This is a genomic window from Clostridium sp. HV4-5-A1G (assembly GCF_900184915.1).
In the GTDB taxonomy this organism is placed as follows: domain Bacteria; phylum Bacillota; class Clostridia; order Clostridiales; family Clostridiaceae; genus Clostridium_B; species Clostridium_B aromativorans.
The window spans coordinates 1-7,538 of record NZ_FXYI02000173.1; the positions used below are offsets into that span (position 1 = coordinate 1).

Annotated in this window: 6 protein-coding genes and 1 pseudogene; all 7 read right to left on the reverse strand. The window is 37.5% G+C overall.

Annotated features, from left to right (window positions below):
• Positions 1-281: pseudogene (locus J5G60_RS15000) on the reverse strand (M20 metallopeptidase family protein); the annotation flags it as partial.
• A 5-nt stretch (positions 282-286) separates the two neighbouring features.
• Entirely contained in the window at positions 287-1,750 is a 1,464-nt protein-coding gene (locus J5G60_RS15005; protein ID WP_150357063.1) for a M20 family metallopeptidase, read from the reverse strand.
• Between the two features lie 29 nt (positions 1,751-1,779).
• Entirely contained in the window at positions 1,780-2,691 is a 912-nt protein-coding gene (opp4C, locus tag J5G60_RS15010; protein ID WP_150357064.1) for an oligopeptide ABC transporter permease, read from the reverse strand.
• 12 nt (positions 2,692-2,703) lie between these two features.
• A complete protein-coding gene (locus tag J5G60_RS15015) occupies positions 2,704-3,654 on the reverse strand; it encodes an ABC transporter permease (protein WP_190972207.1) in 951 nt (316 codons plus the stop codon).
• A gap of 27 nt (positions 3,655-3,681) precedes the next feature.
• On the reverse strand, positions 3,682-4,698 hold the full coding sequence (locus J5G60_RS15020) for an ABC transporter ATP-binding protein (RefSeq protein ID WP_150357065.1): 1,017 nt from the start codon (positions 4,696-4,698) through the stop codon (positions 3,682-3,684).
• A gap of 3 nt (positions 4,699-4,701) precedes the next feature.
• Positions 4,702-5,697, reverse strand: coding sequence for an ABC transporter ATP-binding protein (locus J5G60_RS15025; RefSeq protein ID WP_150357066.1), 996 nt, complete (start codon positions 5,695-5,697; stop codon positions 4,702-4,704).
• A gap of 112 nt (positions 5,698-5,809) precedes the next feature.
• Entirely contained in the window at positions 5,810-7,438 is a 1,629-nt protein-coding gene (locus tag J5G60_RS15030; RefSeq protein ID WP_179977598.1) for an ABC transporter substrate-binding protein, read from the reverse strand.
• Positions 7,439-7,538: the final 100 nt, after the last annotated feature.

The following is a 7,538-nucleotide window of genomic DNA, read 5'->3' on the forward strand; positions in this document are numbered from 1 at the left end:
GGATTTTTTGAACTGTATGGGAGCCCTGTATCCTCTGTAACTGACAATGCATCGATATCAGCCCTAAGTCCAATGACCCTGCCTTGCCTTTTACCTTCCAATAGTCCAATTACTCCAGTTTTTCCCGTAGGTACTGTTTTTATACCCATTTTACTGAGTTTCTCAGCAATAATTTTTGAGGTCTTCACTTCTTCAAAAGAAGGTTCAGGCTGCATGTGAAAATTTCTTCTAAGCTCTACCATCCAGGGTTTAATTTTTTGAGCTTCTTCCATGATGGCCATTTTTATCATCTCCGAACTAGATAATTCTCATTAAAACTTTGACGATTCTTTTTATTTAAAGAAGGTTTAATATTTGGAGGTATGGGGCATATATATTTTTCTCCGTGAAGTCTTTCTTTTAATTCTCTTTTAGCTTTATCAATTAGCTCAGGTTTTTCAAATAGCTCCAATGCAGAAAGTGCCATAACTTTTCCTGCCATCAGCATACTTTTGTGACAAAACTCGGCTTTTACCTGAGCTACCACCTGCCAGGAATGTCCCGGTGTTCCAAATGCATAACAGGCTGTAAAACACTGTGCTGTGGGTACAACCCAGCTCACATCACTCACATCTGAAGAGGCATGAATTATATTCTGGCTCTCTCTATAAGGTATAATAAAATCCGCAATAGCTTTTTTTCTCAATTTGTCTTTGAGTTTATCATCCAGGGAGACGGGAAAATAATTTTTCTGCTCTTCTGTCAACGTACTTCTTATGGCTTCAGCATATTTGAGATCTTTTTCGTCTGGGACAACAGGTCCTATTTCCAGCATCTTTTCATACATTATCTTGCTTAAAGTGCTGTTTATGATGAGATTTGAAAGAGCATTGTCAAAAATCACTTTCACTCTGGTACCTGTCATAAGTGCGGCTCCTCCGGCAATACTTTTAATTCTCTCGTAAATATCCTTTGTCTGGCCCACTTTAGGTGCTCTCACCAGATAAAGTACTTCTGCATAGGATTGTACAACATTAGGTGAAGATCCGCCGCTGTTTGTGATGGCATAGTGTATCCTGGCGTCCTGAATTACATGTTCTCTCAAATAATTTACGCCTATATCCATAAGCTCTACTGCATCCAGTGCACTTCTTCCAAGGTGGGGACAGTCGGCCGCGTGGGAACTTACACCATAAAATCTGAAATAAGCTTCTATATTAGCAGTCATACTGCTGCCCAGTACTGTATTTATGCTTTGTGGATGCCATCCAAAGACTGCATCCACTCCATCAAATACTTTCTCACGAACCATATAGGTTTTACCTGAGCCACCCTCTTCTGCAGGGCATCCAAAATAACATATAGTCCCGCTCATATTGTGCTTCTTAAGATAATCTTTAACTGCCACTGCAGCCGCTAGAGAGCCCGCCCCCAGTGCATTGTGTCCACATCCATGTCCATTTCCATTTTCAACTATGGGTTCCTTTGTGGCAATTTTTCCTCCTTGACTTAAATTGTACAGTGCATCATATTCGCCCAGGATTCCGATTACCGGACTGCCACTACCGTAAACCGCTTTAAATGCAGTGTCAATTCCCGCTGCATTTCTATGAACTGTAAAACCTTCTTTTTCAAGCACATTACATAAAAGCTGGCAGGATTTAAATTCTCTAAAGCTGTTTTCAGCAAATTCCCATATTCTATCACTTACATCAATAAATAAATTCCTTTTTTCTTCTACAATATCTATTATTTCATCTTTATTTGCCATAAAATTATGCCTCACTTCTTAAAAATTAGTTATCTTTCATTTGTCGGATCAAAGGCATCTCTCAACCCATCACCAATGAAGTTAAATGCTAAAACAGTAATTACAATCATAATTCCTGGTGGAAACCAAAGCCATGGTTTTGTAGTCAAAACCGTAATAGCCTGGGCATCTGTAAGCATATTTCCCCAGCTTGCTGTAGGAGGCTGTACTCCCATACCTAGAAAGCTAAGTGAAGCTTCATATATAATAGCCCTGGCAATTCCGAAAGTGGCATTTACAAGTATTGGCGCCATAGTATTCGGAAGTATATGAGAAAACAATATTCTAGGGGTACTAAACCCCAGTGCTACAGAAGATCTTACATAATCCATTTCTTTGATTGAAAGTACATTTCCTCTTACCAAACGTGCTACACTAGGCCATCCAAGAAAACCCAAAACCCATATAATATTCCAAAGGCCCGGACCCACAATGCTCACTACAACCAATATGAGCATCATCTGGGGAAATGACATGAAAATATCTGTTATACGCATGATAATCATATCTACCTTTCCACCAAAATATCCTGATATAAGTCCGAGAACTGTACCTATGCCCACACTTAAAATCACTGTTCCAATACCAACAACGAGAGAAACACGTGCAGCATATATAAGACGGCTCATCACATCTCTTCCTACCTGATCAGTTCCAAGGATATGTCCTGCAGAAGGTGAGGCACCAAAAGAATTCTCTACGGCATACGGGCTTTGTGGAGCCAACAATGGAGCAGCTACTGCAATTACAGCTAATATTGCTATAAATACAACTCCGGTTACAGCCATTTTATGTTTCTTAAAACGCTTTAGAATCAAGCGCGCATAATTTTCACTAGATTCGGTGGCCTCAATAGCTAAATCGCTTGAACCATTTTTTAATTCCGCTTCCATTTTGCTCATAATATTAACCTCCTAGTTATATCTAATACGCGGATCAACAATAGAATATATAACATCAATTAATAGATTTGCTACTATAACAACTACTGAACCAAATAGAATAAGACCCATTAAAGTAGTATAATCACGACTCATTACAGAGGCTATAGTGAGCTGCCCTATCCCCGGCCACTGAAATATCTGTTCAGTAACTACAGATCCTCCTAATAAAGTTACAATTTCTACACCCGTTATAGTTATAACAGGCAGTATTGCATTTTTAAAAGCATGTTTGTTTATAACTATAGATTCCTTTAGGCCCTTTGATCTTGCAGTACGAAGATAATCCTGATTCAGCACTTCAAGCATACTGGAGCGTACATATCTTACAAGTGTTCCCGCTTCATTTACTCCAAGGACAACAGCAGGCAATATCAAATGCCTCAGTCTGTCCACAAAACCATTATCCTGTCCCAGTGTTATCATGCCTCCAGAAGGCAATAATTTTAACTTCAATGAAAAAATATATATAAATACAAGACCTAGAAAAAAAGTTGGAACTGATATTCCAATAAGTGATCCTGTTGTAGAAATATAATCTAATTTTGAATACTGTTTAGTAGCACTCAATACTCCAAGTGGAATGGCAATGACAAATCCAATGAGAAGTGCAGCCCCCATGAGAACAAAAGTAGGAAGTATTCTCTGACCAATTAATTCGGATACAGGTTGGAAAGATGTCATTGAATACCCTAAATTCCCATGAAGCACATTTCCTAACCAAGCTAAATACCTGGCATACAACGGTCCATTTAAGCCAAGTGCAGCTTTTCTAGCCGCAATATCAGCTGCTGTGAGATTTGGATCAACCATTTTGTCCAGCGGACTGCCTGGTGCCATATTTATAATTACAAAACTTATTATAGTTACACCAACTAATACTGGAATACTTATCAATATTCTTCGTAAAATATAGTTACCCATTTAAAAGTCCTCCTTAAATAACATTAGCTAAAAACTATCTTGAAAAAAGCAAGCCGACAGATGTTTCCCATCTGCCCCTTCTACTTGTTTCAACTCCGGTATGTCCTTATCGCATAAATTTTTCTTGGCAAATTTACACCTGGTATGAAATCTACATCCCTGTGGTGGATTAGCTGGACTAGGTACATCCCCTTCCAATATGACTCTCTCTTTGTTTCTCATATGTGGATTAGGTACTGGATAGGCACTTAAAAGTGCCTTAGTATAAGGATGTCTGGGATTTTTAAAAATTTCATCCGTGCTTGCAAGTTCTACAATTTTTCCCAAATACATAACTGCAATTCTATCACTTATATATTTTACTGCCCCTAATCCATGAGCTATAAAAAGATAGGTGAGATTTAATCTCTTCTGCAGGTCTTTTAAAAGATTTAACACTTGTGCCTGAGTAGACACATCAAGTGCAGATACAGGTTCATCACAGACGATGAGCTTGGGTCTCAGTGCAAGAGCCCTTGCAATACCCACACGCTGTCTCTGGCCCCCAGAAAATTGATTTGGATATCTGTTTTTAAAATTTTTGGGAAGCTCTACCTCATCCAAGAGCTTGTCAATTTCCTCAGATATTTTGTCTTCAGGAACAATTTTATGAACTTTAAGAGGTTCCGCCAGTATATCATAGACACGTTTTTTAGGGTTCAGCGAAGAATATGGATCTTGAAATATCATTTGTAAATCGGTGCGAATACTGCTCATGCGTTTATTGGAATACCCTGCAATATCTTCATTATTAAAAACTATACTTCCTTCAGTGGGATTTTCAAGTCTTACAATTGTACGTCCCATCGAAGATTTTCCGCATCCTGATTCTCCCACAAGTCCCAAAGTCTCCCCTTGATATATTTCCAAATCCACACCATCTACTGCCTTTATATATCCAACTGTCTTGGATAAAATGCCCCTTTTTATAGGGTAATAGGTCTTCAATTTTTTAATGGAAAGCAAAGGCACTGGTGCTGCCTGTTTCTCTATGTCTTTAATCATAAGCTATATTGCCTCCTTATCTACTTCCTCCACATTTTCAGCTAAAAAGCATCGTACTTTATGACCCTCTCTATTAGAACTTAAAGCTGGCGTCTCCATCTTGCATCGTTGAGATGCATAAGGACAGCGATTATGAAACCTGCATCCAACTATCCCCTGATAAGTAGATGGAACCATCCCTTTTATAGATTCCAGACGTTCATCGGATTTTGCATCAATTTGAGGAATTGACTTTATAAGTGCCCTTGTATAAGGGTGTTTTGGATTGTCAAACAGAGTGAAAACATCCGCTTCTTCAACTACCTGTCCAGCATACATTACAATAACCTTATCTGCCATTTCTGCTACAACTCCCAAATCATGGGTAATAAGCATAACCGACATTTTCATTTCTTTTCTGAGCTTTTTAATCAAATCTAAAATCTGAGCCTGAATGGTAACATCCAGTGCAGTAGTGGGTTCATCTGCAATCAAGAGTTCAGGTTTGCAGCAAAGCGCCATTGCAATCATCACTCTCTGTCTCATTCCTCCAGACAGTGTGTGAGGATAATCATTTATTATTTTGTTTGCCCTTGGTATACCTACCAGTTTCAGCATCTTCACTGCACATTCCTCTGCTTCTTTATGGTTCATGTTCTGATGCAGCTTTATAGCTTCCGTTATCTGATCTCCTATGGTAAAAATAGGATTTAAAGATGTCATTGGTTCCTGAAATATCATGGATATTTTATTTCCCCTGATGTCTCTCATCTCTTTATCTTCCAAATTTACGAGATCTATATTGTCAAACTCTATCTCACCATTTTTTATATACCCTCTTTTGCCTAAAAGTCTCATTATAGATAGAGAAGTTACACTCTTACCACATCCTGATTCTCCAACTATTCCCACTGTTTCCCCTCGATTTATATCAAAACTCACATCTTCTACAGATACAACTTCTTTTTTATTGGACTTAAATGCCGTCTGGAGGTGTTTTACCGAAAGCAAACAACTCATAATATTTACCATCCTTTCTATAATTTTATAATAAATTCTACTGTATTTTATATTGCAAAAGATTATAGTCTTTAATAAACGTATAATCTTTTGCATAGATCAATTATTTTTACTATTTACTCTGTACATCCCATTTATATACATCAATGAACATACCGTAGTTCTTAGGTTTTCCATAAGTTACTCTCTTATTTACAGCTTTCAGCTGGTTCTGAACATATACTGATGGACAAGGTAAATCCTGCGCAAATATTTCCTGTACTTTATCATAAGTTGCTTTTACCTGAGCTGGATCAGTCTGATGTAAGCCGTTTGAAAGCAGGCTGTCCATTTCCGGATTGCTGTACTGTGACAAATTAAGTCCCTGTCCAGTTTTTAATATAGACGATACATCAGGATTCATAGGATAAACAGGTATACCTACCAGATATATATCAAAATTATGTTTTTTAGCTGTAGCAAGGCTTGTAACAAAATCATACTTTTGAGGATTAACTTTTATTCCCACACTCTGCAGGTTCTGAGTTATAATATCTGCTACCTGTTCACGAACTTTGTTTCCTGTAGGTATATCAAAGTTTATTGCCTTATTTGGATCCCATCCTGCTTCCTTCAAAAGTGCTTTAGCTTTTTCAGTATCATGAGAAGTAGGCTTTAAATCTTTATTTACAAATTTACTTTCCTTCAAATATGGCAGCTCGATTATTTGTCCCTGACCCTTTAATAAACTGTTTATTATCATATTTCTGTCTATAGCATAGGAAATAGCTTTCCTAACCTTTGGATCGGTTATAGTCTTTGTATTTATCATCAAAGTCTGAATAGTACTTTGAACTCCCTTTGAATCAGTGGTCAAATTGCTCATACCTTTTACCTTGCTGTAATCTTCAAAAGGTATCTGTCCTAAGTTAGGGTCATTCATGTCAATTTCTCCGCTCTGCAGCTGAGCAGTTATATTAGCTCCAGGCATTATTTTGAAAATCAACCCATCAAGTTTAGGTGTGCCTTTAAAATAGCCTTTATTGGCTGTAAACTGTACATACTGATCTTTTACATATTTTTCAAGTGTAAATGGTCCATCGCTTACTGTTGGCTTTTGAATGAAAGAACTCTGATAGATCTTTTCCGGTGCAGTACTCTGAAGTACGTGTTTAGGAAGAGCTTTAAGCTTAGTTCCAATTGTATCTTCAAACAGTGTCAATTCCATAGGCTGCTTTGTAGTGATTGTCATGGTGTGGTCGTCAACTTTTTTCACACCAGATATATCTGTACCCCCTGCAGCATTTTTCCCTTTTTCATCCAAACCTTCAACTATGTTAAAATTTGATGCCACAGTAGATGGCACTTTAGGGTTGGATATAAGACCAATAGTATACAATTCATCATCTACTGTTACAGGCTTCCCGTCACTCCATTTCGCCTTTGAATTGAGTTTAATTGTAAATGTCTTATTGTCCTTAGTTGTAATGGAATCGGCCAGCATAGGCTTATATTTCATATCGTCATCCAATTCTACTAGAGCTTGAAATAATAGTCCACAGCTTACTTCCTGGGCTACGTCTGTCCACTCCAAAGGATTGAAACCACTTGGTGCATTCATCATTCCTATATTAATGATCTTTTTCTCTCCTCCAGAACTTCCGGAACTTCCACCTGAACTTCCACAGGCAGGTAAAATAAGTGCAAGAATACATACCAGCGAAATTAATATTTTACTTTTAATTCCCTTATTTCTTTTCATTCTAGTCATCCTCCCAAAATTATACTAAAAAAACAAATTCAAATGAATGTTTTTATAATAATACCACCATTTATTATTCAATTCAATAATATTTTAATAT

Excerpts from the sequence above, each read along its gene's own strand:
- J5G60_RS15005 (WP_150357063.1), bottom strand. The coding sequence starts at position 1,750 with ATGGCAAATAAAGATGAAATAATAGATATTGTAGAAGAAAAAAGGAAT.
- opp4C (WP_150357064.1), bottom strand. The coding sequence starts at position 2,691 with ATGAGCAAAATGGAAGCGGAATTAAAAAATGGTTCAAGCGATTTAGCT.
- J5G60_RS15015 (WP_190972207.1), bottom strand. The coding sequence starts at position 3,654 with ATGGGTAACTATATTTTACGAAGAATATTGATAAGTATTCCAGTATTA.
- J5G60_RS15020 (WP_150357065.1), bottom strand. The coding sequence starts at position 4,698 with ATGATTAAAGACATAGAGAAACAGGCAGCACCAGTGCCTTTGCTTTCC.
- J5G60_RS15025 (WP_150357066.1), bottom strand. The coding sequence starts at position 5,697 with ATGAGTTGTTTGCTTTCGGTAAAACACCTCCAGACGGCATTTAAGTCC.
- J5G60_RS15030 (WP_179977598.1), bottom strand. The coding sequence starts at position 7,438 with ATGAAAAGAAATAAGGGAATTAAAAGTAAAATATTAATTTCGCTGGTA.